This is a genomic window from Pseudomonas sp. DWP3-1-3b3, from assembly GCF_049896305.1.
Lineage (GTDB): Bacteria > Pseudomonadota > Gammaproteobacteria > Pseudomonadales > Pseudomonadaceae > Aquipseudomonas > Aquipseudomonas azotoformans_A.
The window spans coordinates 246,387-260,781 of sequence record NZ_JAFCUA010000003.1; the positions used below are offsets into that span (position 1 = coordinate 246,387).

General features: G+C 60.0%; 14 protein-coding genes. 9 read left to right on the forward strand and 5 right to left on the reverse strand.

Annotated features, from left to right (window positions below; translation table 11 throughout):
• Positions 1 to 41 precede the first annotated feature (41 nt).
• From cobU to ACP7BX_RS11160, 7 genes are all read left to right on the forward strand, one after another.
• On the forward strand, positions 42 to 563 hold the full coding sequence (gene cobU / locus ACP7BX_RS11130) for a bifunctional adenosylcobinamide kinase/adenosylcobinamide-phosphate guanylyltransferase (RefSeq protein WP_426126462.1): 522 nt from the start codon (positions 42 to 44) through the stop codon (positions 561 to 563).
• Positions 560 to 1,615: a nicotinate-nucleotide--dimethylbenzimidazole phosphoribosyltransferase gene (gene cobT / locus ACP7BX_RS11135; RefSeq protein ID WP_426126464.1), complete on the forward strand. Its 1,056-nt coding sequence runs from the start codon at positions 560 to 562 to the stop codon at positions 1,613 to 1,615. Before cobU ends, cobT begins: the two co-directional genes overlap by 4 nt.
• Entirely contained in the window at positions 1,612 to 2,187 is a 576-nt protein-coding gene (gene cobC / locus ACP7BX_RS11140) for an alpha-ribazole phosphatase family protein (RefSeq protein ID WP_426126466.1), read from the forward strand. The genes cobT and cobC overlap by 4 nt, the downstream gene beginning before the upstream one ends.
• A gap of 2 nt (positions 2,188 to 2,189) precedes the next feature.
• Positions 2,190 to 2,918, forward strand: a complete 729-nt coding sequence (locus ACP7BX_RS11145; protein WP_426126468.1) for an adenosylcobinamide-GDP ribazoletransferase — start codon at positions 2,190 to 2,192, stop codon at positions 2,916 to 2,918.
• 42 nt (positions 2,919 to 2,960) lie between these two features.
• Positions 2,961 to 3,365 carry a MarR family winged helix-turn-helix transcriptional regulator gene (locus tag ACP7BX_RS11150; RefSeq protein WP_038847945.1) on the forward strand — a complete coding sequence of 135 codons (405 nt, stop codon included), beginning with the start codon at positions 2,961 to 2,963 and terminating at the stop codon, positions 3,363 to 3,365.
• A 63-nt stretch (positions 3,366 to 3,428) separates the two neighbouring features.
• Positions 3,429 to 4,628 carry an MFS transporter gene (locus ACP7BX_RS11155; protein WP_161630248.1) on the forward strand — a complete coding sequence of 400 codons (1,200 nt, stop codon included), beginning with the start codon at positions 3,429 to 3,431 and terminating at the stop codon, positions 4,626 to 4,628.
• Between the two features lie 150 nt (positions 4,629 to 4,778).
• Positions 4,779 to 5,330 (forward strand): glutathione peroxidase, encoded by a 552-nt coding sequence (locus tag ACP7BX_RS11160; protein ID WP_426126470.1) that lies wholly within the window; start codon positions 4,779 to 4,781, stop codon positions 5,328 to 5,330.
• 65 nt (positions 5,331 to 5,395) lie between these two features.
• Here the strand turns inward: ACP7BX_RS11160 and ACP7BX_RS11165 are convergent, their stop codons facing one another.
• The 4 genes from ACP7BX_RS11165 to ACP7BX_RS11180 all read right to left on the reverse strand — a co-directional run bounded on the left by ACP7BX_RS11165 (position 5,396) and on the right by ACP7BX_RS11180 (position 8,563).
• Positions 5,396 to 6,679, reverse strand: a complete 1,284-nt coding sequence (locus ACP7BX_RS11165; RefSeq protein ID WP_314529051.1) for an OmpP1/FadL family transporter — start codon at positions 6,677 to 6,679, stop codon at positions 5,396 to 5,398.
• A gap of 146 nt (positions 6,680 to 6,825) precedes the next feature.
• The gene (locus ACP7BX_RS11170; protein WP_033900718.1) at positions 6,826 to 7,308 is read right to left on the reverse strand and encodes a hypothetical protein; all 483 of its coding nucleotides are present in this window, start codon (positions 7,306 to 7,308) and stop codon (positions 6,826 to 6,828) included.
• 280 nt (positions 7,309 to 7,588) lie between these two features.
• Entirely contained in the window at positions 7,589 to 7,813 is a 225-nt protein-coding gene (locus ACP7BX_RS11175; protein ID WP_426126473.1) for a hypothetical protein, read from the reverse strand.
• Between the two features lie 444 nt (positions 7,814 to 8,257).
• Entirely contained in the window at positions 8,258 to 8,563 is a 306-nt protein-coding gene (locus ACP7BX_RS11180) for a hypothetical protein (RefSeq protein WP_028617356.1), read from the reverse strand.
• Between the two features lie 457 nt (positions 8,564 to 9,020).
• Here ACP7BX_RS11180 and ACP7BX_RS11185 point away from each other — a divergent pair, with 457 nt between their 5' ends.
• Both ACP7BX_RS11185 and rmuC read left to right on the forward strand, forming a co-directional pair.
• The gene (locus tag ACP7BX_RS11185) at positions 9,021 to 9,344 is read left to right on the forward strand and encodes a sel1 repeat family protein (RefSeq protein ID WP_101272361.1); all 324 of its coding nucleotides are present in this window, start codon (positions 9,021 to 9,023) and stop codon (positions 9,342 to 9,344) included.
• Positions 9,345 to 9,519: 175 nt separating this feature from the next.
• Positions 9,520 to 10,884 carry a DNA recombination protein RmuC gene (gene rmuC / locus ACP7BX_RS11190; RefSeq protein WP_177112173.1) on the forward strand — a complete coding sequence of 455 codons (1,365 nt, stop codon included), beginning with the start codon at positions 9,520 to 9,522 and terminating at the stop codon, positions 10,882 to 10,884.
• Between the two features lie 5 nt (positions 10,885 to 10,889).
• Here rmuC and ACP7BX_RS11195 read toward each other — a convergent pair whose 3' ends face one another.
• On the reverse strand, positions 10,890 to 14,360 hold the full coding sequence (locus ACP7BX_RS11195; protein ID WP_426126475.1) for a hybrid sensor histidine kinase/response regulator: 3,471 nt from the start codon (positions 14,358 to 14,360) through the stop codon (positions 10,890 to 10,892).
• Positions 14,361 to 14,395 lie beyond the last annotated feature (35 nt).

The window sequence follows — 14,395 nt, forward strand, 5'->3', positions numbered from 1 at the left end:
CTGAGCGCCGATACATTTCAGCCAGATCAAGGTGCGATCCCATGCTCCAACTGATCCTCGGTGGCGCCCGTTCCGGCAAAAGTCGTCTCGCCGAAAAGCTTGCCAGCGACAGTGGTTTGCTCGTCACTTACATCGCCACCAGCCAGCCGTTGGATGGTGAGATGAATGAGCGCGTCGCGCTGCATCGCCAGCGTCGACCCGAGCATTGGGGCCTGATCGAAGAACCTGTCGAACTGTCTCGCGTGCTGCGTGAAAACGCGGCGCCTGCGCAGTGTTTGCTGGTGGATTGCCTGACCCTGTGGCTGACTAATCTGCTGATGCTCGAAGACCCGAATCGTCTGGCCGCTGAACGCGATCAACTGCTGGAAACCCTGGCCACGCTGCCGGGTGAAATCATTTTTGTCAGCAACGAGACCGGTCTGGGTGTCGTGCCGCTGGGCGAATTGACTCGCCGCTATGTGGATGAAGCCGGTTGGCTGCATCAAGCCTTGGCCGAGCGCTGTCAGCGTGTTGTCCTGACGGTTGCCGGCCTGCCCCTGACTTTGAAAGGTACTGCGTTATGACTGACACCTGGTGGCTCAACCCTTGTAAGGCGATTGACGCTCAAGCGTACGAACACGCCCTGGCTCGCCAGCAGCAATTGACCAAGCCGGCCGGCTCCCTCGGGCAGTTGGAGGCGCTGGCGGTGCAATTGGCGGGCTTGCAGGGGCAGGTCAAACCGTTGGTGGATCACGTTTGGATCGCCATCTTTGCCGGTGACCATGGCGTGGTCGCGGAAGGTGTTTCGGCGTTTCCCCAGGCAGTGACCGGGCAGATGCTGCACAACTTTGTCAGCGGTGGCGCGGCCATCAGTGTGTTGGCGCGGCAGTTGGGCGCGCAGTTGGAAGTGGTCGACCTCGGCACGGTCACGCCGTCCCTGGACCTGCCCGGTGTGCGTCACCTGAATATCGGCGCGGGCACCGCCAATTTCGTCAACGGCCCGGCGATGACCGAGACCCAGGGGCAGCTCGCCTTGCAAGCCGGTCGCGACAGTGCGCGGCGTGCGTTGGCAGGTGGGGCGCAGCTGTTTATCGGCGGCGAGATGGGCATCGGCAATACCACCGCCGCCAGTGCGCTGGCGTGTGCCTTGCTCGATTGCGCGGTCAGTGACCTCACTGGGCCGGGGACTGGGTTGAATGCCCAGGGCGTCAGCCACAAAGTGGCCGTGATCGAGCGCGCCCTGACGCTGCACGCCGGCCAGCGTGGTGATGCGTTGCAGACGATGTTCAATCTGGGCGGCTTTGAAATTGCCGCGCTGGTGGGCGCGTACCTGGCCTGCGCCCAGGAAGGCATCGTGGTATTGGTGGATGGCTTTATTTGCAGCGTCGCGGCGCTGGTCGCGACACGCTTGAACCCGGCCTGCCGTGAATGGCTGGTGTTCGGCCATCGTGGCGCCGAGCCGGGTCATCGCCATGTGTTGCAAAGCCTCGACGCACAGCCGCTGCTGGAACTGGGCCTGCGCTTGGGCGAAGGTAGCGGCGCGGCGTTGGCGGTTCCGCTGTTGCGCCTGGCTTGTGCGTTGCACGGGCAGATGGCAACTTTCGCCGAAGCTGCCGTGGCAGACCGCCCGGCATGACCTTGCGCCTGGACCTGCTGCGTCACGGTGAAACCGAGCTGGGCGGCGGCCTGCGCGGCAGCCTGGACGATGCGCTCACCGTCAAGGGCTGGGAGCAGATGCGTGCGGCCGTGGTGGCGCAGGGGCCGTGGGACCGTCTGGTCAGCTCGCCGCTGCAACGCTGCGCGCGGTTTGCCGAGGAGTTGGGGGCTCAACTCAAGCTGCCGGTGAGCCTGGAAAAAGATCTGCAAGAGCTGCACTTCGGTGCCTGGGAAGGGCACAGTGCAGCGGCCTTGATGGAGACCGACGCCGAAGGACTGGGGTTGTTCTGGGCTGACCCCTACAGCTTTACGCCACCGGAAGGGGAGCCTGTCAGCGCCTTTTCCGACCGGGTCCTGGGCGCTGTCGCACGCTTGCATCAGGCCTATGCCGGTGAGCGTGTGCTGTTGATCAGTCATGGCGGTGTGATGCGTCTGTTATTGGCGCGAGCGCGTGGACTGCCAAGGGAGCAACTGTTGAATGTCGAAGTGGGCCATGGCGGGTTGTTCAGCCTGCACGTTGATGCTGACGGCACACTGACGGAAGGGGTGTAGACATGCTGCCCTTCTGGATCGCCCTGCAGTTTCTCAGCAGCCTGCCGATTCGTCTGCCGGGTATGCCGCAGCCTCAGGAGTTGGGACGCTCACTGCTGTTTTATCCGTTGGTGGGGTTGTTGTTCGGCGTGCTGTTGTGGGGCTTGAATTCGGTATTGATGGGCGCCCCGTTGCTGCTGCATGCCGCATTGTTGCTGACGGCCTGGGTGTTGCTCAGTGGTGGTCTGCACTTGGACGGCTTGGCGGACAGCGCCGATGCCTGGCTCGGCGGTTTTGGCGACCGCGAGCGCACGCTGACGATCATGAAGGACCCCCGCAGCGGTCCGATTGCCGTGGTCACGCTCGGGTTGGTGCTGCTGCTCAAGTTCACCGCGTTGGTGGCCTTGATCGAGCAGCGCAACGGCGCCGCAATGATCCTGGCGCCGCTGATCGGCCGCGCCTCGATGCTGGCGCTGTTTCTCACCACGCGCTATGTGCGTGCTGGTGGATTGGGTCAGGCATTGTCGGATCATTTACCGAGAATCGTCGGCCAACAGGTACTGATCCTCAGCGGTTTGGCCTGCATTCTCATCGGTGGCTTCAGCGGTGGGAAGGCTGTATTGCTCGCTGCGATCTGCTTTATCGGGCTGCGCCATTTGATGGTCAACCGCCTGGGCGGCACCACGGGTGATACCGCTGGCGCCTTGCTGGAGCTGCTGGAAGTCGCGGTTCTGGTTGGCCTGGCGCTGTAACACTTTCTTGCATTCCCTCAATCGCGGGTATATACACCTTCCATGCTTGCCTCCCAATGTTTGTGTACCAACCTGCGACGTGCCGCCCGTGGCGTCAGCAGGCATTACGACGGCGCTCTTGATGGCTTCGGGATCAACGTCGCCCAGTATTCTTTGCTGTGTAACCTGCAGCGCCTCGATCAGCCGAGCATTTCCAGCCTGGCGGAAGCCATGGGCCTGGATCGCAGCACGTTGGGGCGTAACTTGCGGGTGCTGGAAGGCGAGGGCCTGGTGCGGTTGGTGGAAGGCGATGACCTGCGCAACCGCCTTGTAATGTTGACCGAGGACGGTGAAGCACGACTGGCCGCGGCATTACCCGCCTGGGAAGCGGCGCAGCAGAAATTGATCGATCAACTCGGCGCGGAAAAACGCGAAACCTTGTTGGCCTTGCTGGACGAACTCGCCTGAGCGCGGGTTGGTTCGAATACAAGCGGGTATATACCCGCGAGCGGAGAATAAGAAATGACCTCGATGTGGCGCACCAGTGGCTGGATTCTTGTAGGGAGTGCGCTGATCCTGGCGTTGTCGTTGGGCGTGCGGCACGGTTTTGGCCTGTTCCTGGCGCCGATGAGCAGCGAATTCGGCTGGGGCCGTGAGACCTTTGCCTTTGCCATCGCCTTGCAAAACCTGATCTGGGGTCTGGCGCAGCCGTTCACCGGCGCCCTGGCCGACCGTTTTGGTGCGACTAAAGCGGTGTTTGTCGGCGGCGTCCTGTACGCGGCGGGCCTGGTGTTGATGGGTATGTCCGATTCGGCGTGGTCGCTGTCCCTCAGTGCGGGCCTGCTGATTGGTATCGGCCTGTCCGGCACGTCGTTCTCGGTGATTCTCGGCGTGGTGGGCCGGGCCGTGGCGCCGGAAAAACGCAGCATGGCCATGGGCATCGCGAGTGCTGCAGGTTCGTTCGGTCAGTTCGCCATGGTGCCGGGCACCCTGGGTTTGATCAGTTGGTTGGGCTGGTCCGCAGCATTGTTGGCGCTGGGGCTGATGGTGGCACTGATTCTGCCGCTGGTCGCCATGCTCAAGGATCGTCCATTGCCGGTGCTGGCCGGTCAGCAAACCTTGCGCGAAGCCTTGAAGGAAGCCTGTTCCCATTCCGGTTTCTGGCTGTTGGCCTTCGGCTTTTTTGTCTGCGGTTTCCAGGTGGTGTTTATCGGCGTGCATTTGCCGGCCTACCTGGTGGACCAGCACTTGCCGGCCACCGTTGGCACCACGGTGCTGGCGCTGATTGGCCTGTTCAATATCTTCGGCACCTACACCGCCGGCTGGCTCGGTGGGCGCATGTCCAAACCGCGCTTGCTGACCGGGTTGTACCTGCTGCGCGCGGTGGTGATCGTGCTGTTTCTGTGGGCGCCGGTCACCGAAGTCACGGCCTACCTGTTCGGTATGGCGATGGGCTTCCTGTGGCTGTCCACCGTGCCGCTGACCAACGGTACCGTCGCAACGTTGTTTGGTGTACGAAACCTCTCCATGCTCGGTGGGATCGTGTTCCTTTTCCACCAGCTCGGTTCGTTCCTGGGCGGCTGGTTGGGCGGGGTGGTCTATGATCGAACCGGCAACTACGATTTGATCTGGCAGGTGGCGATCCTGTTGAGCCTGCTCGCCGCGGCCCTGAATTGGCCGGTACGCGAGCGGCCAGTGGCGCGATTGCAGGCACAGATGGAGGCGGCATGAGCATAGCGGTACGCGGGTTGATACTCGCCGCAGTGTTGATTTTGATGTTGCTGGCCTGGTGGGGCTGGCAAAACGGCGGGCTGGCATTGATGCAACTGGGCATGTCGATCTGTTAAGTTCGTGGTCTGAATAATTTCAAGGACACACGACATGCAGATGCGCTGGCTCGCTGTACCCGTCCTGATGGCCATTGGCACTGCCGCCATGGCCGCCAGTTGCCCGCCGCTGTTGGAAGGCCAATTGCCGAAGCTGCGCGCCAAGGAATCCATCGACCTGTGCCAGCGCTTTGCAGGCAAGCCTCTGGTTATCGTCAACACGGCCAGCTTTTGCGGGTTCGCCCCACAATTCAAAAGCCTCGAAGCCTTGTACCAGCGCTACAAGGGCGAAGGGCTGGAAGTGATCGGCGTGCCGTCAGATGACTTCAAGCAGGAAGCCAAGACCGGCGAAGAAACTGCCAAGGTCTGCTACGTGAATTACGGCGTGACCTTCACCATGACCGAGCCTCAGAAGGTCAAAGGGCCGGATGCGGTACACCTGTTCAAGGTGTTGGCGCAGCAGACCGACGCGCCGCCGAAGTGGAATTTCTACAAGTACGTGGTGGATCGGCAGGGCAAGGTGATTGCCAATTTTTCCAGCCTTACCAAGCCGGACAGTCCGGACATCATCAAGGCAGTGGAGGAGGCGATAGCGTCCAAGCCTTGATCGCCCGCCATTAAAAAGCCCCGCCTCCTTTGCAGGAGAGCGGGGCTTTTTTACACCGGTCTGGATCAGAAGGTGTAAGTCATGCCCAGGCCGAAACCGTTGGCGCTGTTTTGGTATTTGGCTTGGTAGTTCGACGGAAGGGAGGTGTTGTTGACCTTGATGTCTTCTTCCTTGAGGTAGGAGTAAGCCAGGTCGACGGTCATGTTATCCATCACTTTGTAGCCAAGACCCACGCTGAAGATCGTACGGTCGCCGGTAGGAATACGGGGCGAGCGATCTTTGTTGTTGGTTGGCGACTGGTCGAAGGTCAGGCCGGTACGCAGCACTACCTGCTTGGTCAACTGGTACGAAGTACCCACGGCGTAAGCCCAGGTGTCATGCCAGTTTTGCTCTTCGGTGATGTTGCTGATTCGGCTTGGGGCCAAGCCACCACCGTTTACGGCAGTCACGCCTTCGTTTTTGACGGTGATTTCTTTCAGGCGGCTCCAGCGTGTCCAGGTCGCACCGCCGTACAGTTTCCATGCGTCAGTCAGGTCTTGCGTCACCGACAGGTCATAGGATTCTGGGGTGTCGATTTTCAAGGAGGCATCGTAACGGTTGTTACGCAGGGCCGTTTGAGTTTGGGCCGGGCCGCTGACGGTAGTGTGTCCTTCCAGCTTGTACTTGACCTTCGAGTGGTAGGTCAGGCCGACGCGGGTGGTGTCGGTCGCTTGGACCAATACGCCAAAATTGAAGCCCAGCGCAGTATCGTCACCCTTGATCTTGACGTTGGTGTCGCCGAACGGGGCGCCAATCACCAGTGTTTTATCCGACTCGAGCACACCGGAAATACGGTTGATCGTCGGACCAAAGCCAATGGATACCCGGTCGTTGAACGCATAGCTGACAGTTGGCTGGAAGGTCATGACCTTCACTTCGCTCTTGCTGCCGAACCCACGGCCCTGGAAGCCGCTTTCGTAGTCGGTCACCAGGCCGAACGGAGCATAAACGCCGAAGCCGATAGCCCACTGGTCATTGAGTTTGTTGGTGTAGAAACCAAATGGCACCGCGGTGAACGGAACCATGTCACCTTTGTTGGAGCCGCTTGGGCGGCCGCTTGCATCTTTGATATCGGTCGAAGCATCAATCGCAGCGACACCACCGGTGATTTGCTGGCCACTCAGGCGAGACATACCGGCAGGGTTACCGTAAACAGTGCTTGCATCATCGGCAGAAGAAGAGCGACCTGCGAAACCCGTACCCATCCCGCTGACGCTCTGTTCGTTCAGTGCGAAACCGCTTGCGAACAGGTGGGAGGATGCCATGGCAACGGCGAGGCTAAGTGTGGTCTTGAGCATTACTTTTTTCATTATTAGAACTCCGTGGTGATCACCGCTGCGGAAAGTAACAATAATTTTAAGATCGCGCTATAGGCTGTAATGTAGGAGATAGAGCGGTTTTGTAGGACAATCCGACCAAATTCCAGGGTTTTTGGCGAATCTTGCAAATTGCCCGGTCAGCAAACCACCTGATTCATGGGTGAAACACAGGTTTGCCAGGCTTGAGTGAAATCGCGCAGCCTTCCTTGTGGATGAAAAATTTCTTTCCAGATACGCGCCATGGCCAGTACGTCACCGGGCGGAGGCAGTGCGGGGGTGTGTTGTTCGACCAGCAACCAGGCAATGGCGGTGGCGTAACGCAGGTTGACGGTGAGCTCCAATTGCGGGGCGCTGAGGAACGCGTGCTGGCTCGCGAGCCCGCGTACCAGGCTGGCGCGCTCGGGGTCCAGCGCCAGGTAGTTATCCCACAAGGCGCGGTGGCGTGGTTCGGTGATGCTGTACAGGCCATGCCCACGGCGGTCGTGCAGCGCGGAACCGAGTTCCGACTGGCTGGCGGCAATGCCCAGCAGCAAGGACTCGGCCGTCGGGTTATGGCGGCCGAGGTACATCAAGGTCGGCCGGATCACATAACGACACAATTCGCTGGCAGCGATACCCATACACGCCTCAATCCGTGAAAGTGGTCGACGAAGCCTGAGAAGGTGGGGGCTTGGCAGCAGTGGATCGGATCTCAGGCTCGCCGGAAGCGGATCATGCCGCTTGAGTTGAAGTGTAGTGTCATATTTGTGATGTAAAGGACTGTTTTTAAAACATCTTCTTCATTTAGTTATAATGTTTATATCTATTCGAACTTAGTGCAAAAGCTCAATAGGCAAATTCCGGGCAATAAAAAACCCTGCTTTTTAAGCAGGGTTTTTGTGTTTCAGCGACTCGGGTCGATCAGGCAGTCAGTGCCTGACGGGTACGCTCGATCACGGCCTGCAGCGGTTCTGCGCTGGAGTATTGATCGGGGTACAGGCGTTCGCTGTGACGAGCGATGCCGTGTTCGTTGACCAGGGTGAAGCTGAAGCAGCCTTTGCGAGTGGCCATGATCAGGCAGTTCATTGGAGCAAAAGCGTTGGTGAGGGTGCGAATGGCATCCTGAGTATGGATTTGAGCGTTCATAATTATTGGTGTTCCTACAAATGACACGGATAAGAACCGTGCCGTATTAAAACGTTCCAGTGACGTTGATCACTATTGATCAAACGAAGAACCCGACTGGAACAACGCAGCCAGTTTGAAGCGCTATTAGTTCAGGCGCGCTTGGGCTGGCAGGTAGGTACTTAGGAGGGCAGGCAACACAACAGGGGCAAAGGTTCTGGGCCCGGGGTGAAGATCCTGATCAATTTGCAGGTTGGTTCGGTCAGAGTATGGAAACTTAGCGACACCCTTTGCTTGTTCAAAGGCCGTGTCGTCGCAAGTGATACCTGGAAACCATCGAGGTGGTCGATCCCGTGTTGGACAGGGGAGTTTTTCGACCAGAATTGACTTTCAGCTTGGTACTAACGCCGCGGATAGTAACGGATTGAAACAGGTAAGGGAAGTGTTTTAGCCGAAAAACTTTCATCAGCCGCCCAACAGGCCGCGATAGACCAGTACGGTGGTCGCTGCCGCCAGGGAGCAGCCCAGCCCGTAGGCGGCAAGTGTCAGGCGTAGGGATTGACCGGTTTCTACCACCTTCATCACGTCGCCCATGTCGTTTATCCGGCCTTCACCCAGTTCGATGCACAGGCTCACGGCCGTGAACGCCGCCGACAGCAGGATCGCGATGGCGAACAGCGCCCCATCCGGTGACGGCAGTGCGGCATTGATCCCCAAGGAAACGGCGCAGATGGCCAGCAGCAACACGGCGAATAACAGAATCCCTTTCATCAACCCACCCACCGTTGCGATGTAGGTGGGGGAGTGTGGCGAGCCGGGAAAGATTTGAAAAGTCCCCGCTTTGCCCTCGCGGTAACATTTTTTCAGCGCGTCGCTTCAAAAAAAGCCGGGGATATAACCATCGAATGGGTACTTGTGCACATTAGTTGCGTCGTGTGTAACCGCGCTGTCAACTGCACTGCGAGGCTGCCATTTGCCTGTAATGGAAATTTAAGTCAATGAAAAATCTGGCTTTTTTTTATTGGTGAAAAAATCGTCAGTTTGACTGCGGCCCCCATTCCATGGGGCTTTGCGCGAGTTAAAGGGGGGTTGTCCACTGAGTTATCCACAGCTTCTGTGGATTGTCCCGAGCGCTTGCTCTAGAACGGGCGTGCCGAGTTTTTTCAGCTTTACCTGTACGAAAAAAAGAGTAGAGTGGCGCGCCTTCCGTTCTGTCCCACAGTGCTTTATGAAGTTTCGCTCAGTATCACCTTCTGTTACCGACACCCCTCAAACTGTTACCGTCCCCAAGCGCTTCTCGTTGAAAGTTGCCTTGTGGTTGCTCGACAGTCCGCGCCTGGGTCACAACACCAATGTAAAGCACTTCGCCGGGCGTTTGCTCAAGCAGCCGGCCCGTGAAGGTGTGGTTGCCGCGCAAAGCCGCCTGGGCCAACTGATGTGCCGCGAATGCGGGAATGCCCGCGACCGCCGCATCGGCCACGACCTGCTACGCCTGGCCGCCCGCGCCGGTGACCGCCGCGCCCAGCGCGAATTGGGCCAGGTCGAAGACTGAGCTGTCCTCAGGCCCTGTGCTCCGCTAACCTTGGTTTTTTTCGGTGATGGCAGACATGTCTATGGTTTTTGACTGGACCAGTATTGCCTTGGGCCTGGCCGGCGCTGCCGTGCCGTTACTGGCCGTGTGCTGGCAGCTCCAGCGACGCCTGAGCGCACGCATGACCGGCTGGGAACTGCTCGAAGAGCGCCTGGCCACTGCACAGCTGGCCCAGGAAGGTCTGGCCGCTCAGTTGGATGCCAGCCGCGACGAGATCAGCGACTTGAGCCAGGCCAACGCCGCCAAGCAAGCTGACCTGGCCGCTGTGCGTCGCGAAGTCGAGTTGCTGCAGATCGACCGCGACAATGCCCGCGACGCCGCCCATGCCTGGAACCTCGACCGCAGCGCCAAGGAAGTCGAGCTACGCCGCCTCGATGCCTTGTCGGCCGCTCTGCGCGCCGAACTGCGTGAACAACAGGACAGTCATCAACAACGCCTCACCGACCTGCAAGGCTCGCGTGATGAACTGCGTGCGCAGTTCGCCGAGTTGGCCGGCAAGATCTTCGACGAGCGTGAACAGCGCTTCGCCGAAACCAGCCAGGAGCGCCTGGGTCAATTGCTCGACCCGCTGAAAGAGCGCATCCAGTCCTTCGAAAAACGCGTGGAAGAAAGCTATCAGAACGAGGCGCGTGAGCGTTTTTCTCTGGCCAAGGAGCTGGAGCGCCTACAGCAGTTGAACCTGCGTCTGTCGGACGAAGCCACCAACCTGACCCGCGCGCTCAAGGGCCAGAAAACCCAAGGCAACTGGGGTGAGCTGATCCTTGAGCGGGTGCTGGAGCATGCCGGGCTGGAGAAGGGCCGTGAGTACCAGACTCAAGTCAGCCTCAAAGGCCCGGATGGCGAGCGTTTCCAGCCCGACGTGCTGATCATGTTGCCCGGCGACAAGCAGGTGGTGGTGGACTCCAAGGTCAGCCTTACCGCTTATCAACAGTATGTGGCGGCAGACGATGAAGTGATCGGCCAGGCGGCCCTGAAACAGCACGTACTGTCGCTGCGCAACCATGTCAAAGGCTTGGCCGGCAAGGATTACAAACGCCTGGAAGGCCTGCACAGCCTGGATTTCGTGTTGCTGTTCGTGCCGATCGAAGCGGCATTTTCCGCTGCGTTGCAGGCTGAGCCCAACCTGTTCCAGGAAGCGTTCGACCGTCATATCGTGATTGTCAGCCCAACCACCTTGCTCGCGACTCTGCGCGTGATCGACAGCCTGTGGAAACAGGAACGCCAGAGCCAGAATGCTCGGGAAATCGCCGAGCGCGCCGGTTGGCTGTACGACAAGTTCGTGCTGTTTATCCAGGACCTGGATGAAGTGGGTAACCGTTTGCAGCAGTTAGATAAGGCTTACAGTGCGGCGCGAAACAAGCTGACAGATGGACGCGGAAATCTGGTCAGCCGCACCGAGCAATTGAGGTTACTGGGGGCGCGGGCGAGTAAAAGCCTGCCGGCGGATCTGCTCGAGCGGGCGATGACGGATTCAGACGGTGTCGCGCACCTACCCGAGTAACTGAGTTACAAGGGAAGATGTCGGCTTAACAATGCCCGCAACGCCGCTGGCTTCACCGGCTTGGCCAGGTAATCCAACCCCGCCGCATGCACTTCGGCCACCATCTCCGGGCGGCCGTCGGCGCTGATCACCACGCCGGGAATCGGCTCGGCCAATTGTGCGCGCAGCCACCCCATCAGCTCAGTCCCGGTTTCGCCATGGTCCAGGTGATAATCCACCAGGGCCAACTGCGGACGCACGCCGTCGGCAAGCAACGCCGCGCATTGCGCCTGGTCGGTGGCGGTCCACACCTCGCAGCCCCAGCGGGTCAACAGGCTGCGCATGCCGATCAGGATGCTCTCTTCGTTATCCACACACAGCACCTGTGCGCCGCTCAACGGCAGGCCGGTTTCCTGTGGCGTCTTGACCTGCGGGCTGGCCTGGTTGCGTGCCAACGGCACGCGCACGCTGAATACGCTGCCTTTGCCTGGCCACGAGCGTACGCTCAACCGATGGCCGAGTACGCGGCACAAGCCATCGGCGATTGCCAGGCCCAGTCCCAAGCCTTTCTCCGCGCGGGTCTGGTGGCTGTCCAGGCGCTTGAACTCTTCGAAGATCACCTTCTGTTTATCCAGCGGGATACCGGGGCCACGGTCCCACACTTCCAGGCACAGCTCGCCCTTGCGTCGGCGTACGCCGAGCAGCACCGGGCCGTCGGCATAACGGAATGCGTTGGTGAGAAAATTCTGCAGGATGCGCCGCAGCAACTTGATATCGCTGTCGACGCGCAAGCGACTGCCGCGCAGGCGGAAACGCAAACCTTGCTCGTTGGCCAGCGCCTTGAACTCTGCGCCCAACGTGTCGAACAGTTCGTTGAGTGCAAAGGGCTGGCGCTGCGGATTGATCTTGCCGTTTTCCAGGCGCGAGATATCCAGCAGGTCGCTGATCAGGTCTTCGGCAGAACGCAACGAGCTGTCCAGGTGTTGCACCAGTTGCCGGGCTTCGGTGGAGAGGCCGTCGTTCTGGTGGGAGAGGGCGGCGGAAAACAGGCGTGCGGCATTCAATGGTTGCATCAAGTCATGGCTGACCGCCGCCAGGAAGCGGGTCTTCGACTGGCTGGCGGATTCGGCCACGCCCTTGGCGTCGGTGAGTGCCACATTGAGTTGGGACAGTTCATGGGTGCGCTCGGTCACCCGTTGTTCCAGGCCTTCGTTGGCCTCGGTGAGCGCCTGCTCGGCTTCACGGAATGCGGTAATGTCAGTGAAACTCATGACAAAACCGCCGCCCGGCATCGGGTTGCCGATCAGCTCGATCACCCGCCCATTGGGGAATAAACGTTCGGATGTGTGTGCACGGCCTTGGCGCATCCAGTGCAGGCGTCGCGCCACGTGCACTTCGGCCTCGCCCGGCCCGCACAGCCCGCGTTCGGCGTTGTAGCGGATGATGTCAGCAATCGGGCGGCCAACACTGATCAGACCGTCCGGGTAGTTGAACAGCTCCAGATAGCGACGGTTCCAGGCCACCAGCTTGAGGGACTGGTCGACCACGCTGATGCCCTGGGTGATGTTCTCGATGGCCCCTTGCAGCAATGCGCGGTTGAACTGCAGCACCTCCGACGCTTCGTCAGCGATGCGGACTACATCCTCCAACTGCATTTCCCGACCTTCGATGGCGGCTTTTACCACTGCACGTGTCGAAGAGGCGCCCAGTACGCCGGCCAATAATCGCTCGGTGTGGGCGATCCAATCGTTGTCGGCATTCTGGTTGGGGTTGAAGCCTTTGCCCTGGCGATAGGCGAAGCGGATAAAGCTCTGCTGGGCGCGTTCTTCACCGACAAAGCGCGCTGCCAGGCTGAGCAAGTCGCTGATCTGCACCGACAGCATCGAACGGGCGCTGGCACGTTGGCTGATTTCCTGGCCGATAAAACGCCCGGCTTGCCAGTGTTCGGACACCCGCGTGCGCGACAGCATCGACACCCACACAAACAGCGTGAAGTTGCCGGCCAGGGAAAACACGGTACCCAAAGTCAATGAGGTGACAGACAGGCCTAGCGGGTGGGAATGCATCCATGTCAGGCCTGGGAAAAGGCTGAGGGACCAGCCCAGGCTTTTCGCCGTCACCGGTAGGACCAAGGTGTAGAACCACAGGAAAGTACCGGCTGCCAGCCCGGCGAATACCCCGCGTCGGTTGGCTTGTTTCCAATACAACGCACCGAGCATGGCGGGAGCCAGTTGCGTCACGGCGGCAAAGGCGATCTGGCCGATGGTCGCCAGGCTCGCGGTGGAGCCCAATAGGCGATAGCTGACGTAGGCCAGCAACAGAATGATCACGATGCTTACGCGGCGTACCGAGAGCATCCAGTGGCGGAACACTTCGAACGGCCGCTCGGCGCTGGAGCGACGCAGCAGCCAGGGCAGCAGCATGTCGTTGGAGACCATGGTCGACAGGGCGATGCTCGCCACGATCACCATGCCGGTTGCCGCCGACGCGCCGCCGATAAAGGCCAGCACGGCCAGTGCCGGATGGGCTTCGGCCATGGGCAGGCTGATCACGTAGGAGTCCGGCAACACCGAGCTGGGCAGCAGCATCTTGCCGCCGAGGGCGATAGGAATCACGAACAATGCGGCCAGCACCAGGTACGCAGGAAACACCCACTTGGCCAGGCGCAGGTCCTGGGGATCGATGTTCTCTACCACCGTGACATGGAACTGCCGGGGCAGGCAGATGATCGCCATCATGGCCACGCCGGTCTGCACCACCATGGAGGGCCAGTTGACGGTCTCTTTCCAGTATTCATCCAGGCGGGGCGCGAGCATGGCTTGGCTGAACAGATCACCGAAACCGTCGTACAGCCCGTAGGTCACAAACGCGCCGACCGCCAGAAACGCGAACAGTTTGACCAGAGATTCGAAGGCAATCGCCAGCACCATGCCCCGGTGGTGTTCCGTGGCATCGAGGTTGCGCGTACCAAACACAATGGTGAACAGCGCCAGCACCAGCGACACGATCAACGCCGTATCCTGAGCTCGGGTGCCCGTGGTGTCGGCGCCAGCGCCGATCAGCAGATTGACGCCCAGCACGATGCCTTTGAGTTGCAGCGCGATATAAGGCAGCACGCCGACCAGGCAGATCAGTGCAACCACCACGGCCAGGGATTGGGATTTGCCGTAGCGTGCCGCAATAAAGTCGGCGATGGAGGTGATGTTTTCCTGCTTGCTGATCAGGATCATCTTCTGCAGCACCCAAGGTGCCAACACCAGCAACAACACCGGTCCCAGGTAGATCGGTAAAAACGCCCACAACTGTTCGGCAGCCTGGCCTACAGCACCAAAGAATGTCCAACTGGTGCAATAAACGGCCAGCGACAGGCTGTACACCCAGGCACGCATACGCGGAGGTAGCGGCGCACGGCGGCGATCACCGTAGAAGGCGATGGCAAACATAATGGCCATATAGGCCAGGGCAACGGCGGCGATCAGCCCGCTGGACAACGTCATGGTAACTCCGCGCATAAGAACACCCGGGCATTCCA

Bases quoted from the DNA above. Each gene is read 5' to 3' on its own strand.
- cobU (WP_426126462.1), top strand. From the start codon at position 42: ATGCTCCAACTGATCCTCGGTGGCGCCCGTTCCGGCAAAAGTCGTCTC.
- cobT (WP_426126464.1), top strand. From the start codon at position 560: ATGACTGACACCTGGTGGCTCAACCCTTGTAAGGCGATTGACGCTCAA.
- cobC (WP_426126466.1), top strand. From the start codon at position 1,612: ATGACCTTGCGCCTGGACCTGCTGCGTCACGGTGAAACCGAGCTGGGC.
- ACP7BX_RS11145 (WP_426126468.1), top strand. From the start codon at position 2,190: ATGCTGCCCTTCTGGATCGCCCTGCAGTTTCTCAGCAGCCTGCCGATT.
- ACP7BX_RS11150 (WP_038847945.1), top strand. From the start codon at position 2,961: ATGCTTGCCTCCCAATGTTTGTGTACCAACCTGCGACGTGCCGCCCGT.
- ACP7BX_RS11155 (WP_161630248.1), top strand. From the start codon at position 3,429: ATGTGGCGCACCAGTGGCTGGATTCTTGTAGGGAGTGCGCTGATCCTG.
- ACP7BX_RS11160 (WP_426126470.1), top strand. From the start codon at position 4,779: ATGCAGATGCGCTGGCTCGCTGTACCCGTCCTGATGGCCATTGGCACT.
- ACP7BX_RS11165 (WP_314529051.1), bottom strand. From the start codon at position 6,679: ATGAAAAAAGTAATGCTCAAGACCACACTTAGCCTCGCCGTTGCCATG.
- ACP7BX_RS11170 (WP_033900718.1), bottom strand. From the start codon at position 7,308: ATGGGTATCGCTGCCAGCGAATTGTGTCGTTATGTGATCCGGCCGACC.
- ACP7BX_RS11175 (WP_426126473.1), bottom strand. From the start codon at position 7,813: ATGAACGCTCAAATCCATACTCAGGATGCCATTCGCACCCTCACCAAC.
- ACP7BX_RS11180 (WP_028617356.1), bottom strand. From the start codon at position 8,563: ATGAAAGGGATTCTGTTATTCGCCGTGTTGCTGCTGGCCATCTGCGCC.
- ACP7BX_RS11185 (WP_101272361.1), top strand. From the start codon at position 9,021: ATGAAGTTTCGCTCAGTATCACCTTCTGTTACCGACACCCCTCAAACT.
- ACP7BX_RS11195 (WP_426126475.1), bottom strand. From the start codon at position 14,360: ATGACGTTGTCCAGCGGGCTGATCGCCGCCGTTGCCCTGGCCTATATG.